Genomic DNA, 255 nt, shown 5'->3' on the forward strand with positions numbered 1-255 from the left:
TCAGCACCGTGTGCGGCGTTTTCCTGAAATATTCACCGGCCGTGCCGTACTCAATTTTGCCGTCCTGCAGGATGAGGTAGCTGCCGCCACCAATCAGCGTGATGCGCTTTTTCGCGCTGAACAGGATATCGCCGTCCACCGCCGTGATGCTCACTTTTTTGCCCGCCGCAAGCGCCAGCCGGTTGTTCTGCGCCTGAACGTCGACCCTGCCTTCGCTGGCCTTCAGGCTCATCTCACCCTTCAGCGCAAAGAGGC

The 255-nt window shown here is 59.6% G+C and carries 1 protein-coding gene; it reads right to left on the reverse strand.

Going from position 1 to position 255, the window contains the following annotated elements:
- Nucleotides 1–255, reverse strand: a 255-nt coding sequence (locus J1778_RS00030) for a DUF2345 domain-containing protein (RefSeq protein WP_217171486.1), incomplete at both ends; no start/stop codon positions are given.

The organism is Rahnella bonaserana (assembly GCF_019049675.1).
GTDB classification, from domain to species: Bacteria; Pseudomonadota; Gammaproteobacteria; order Enterobacterales; family Enterobacteriaceae; genus Rahnella; species Rahnella bonaserana.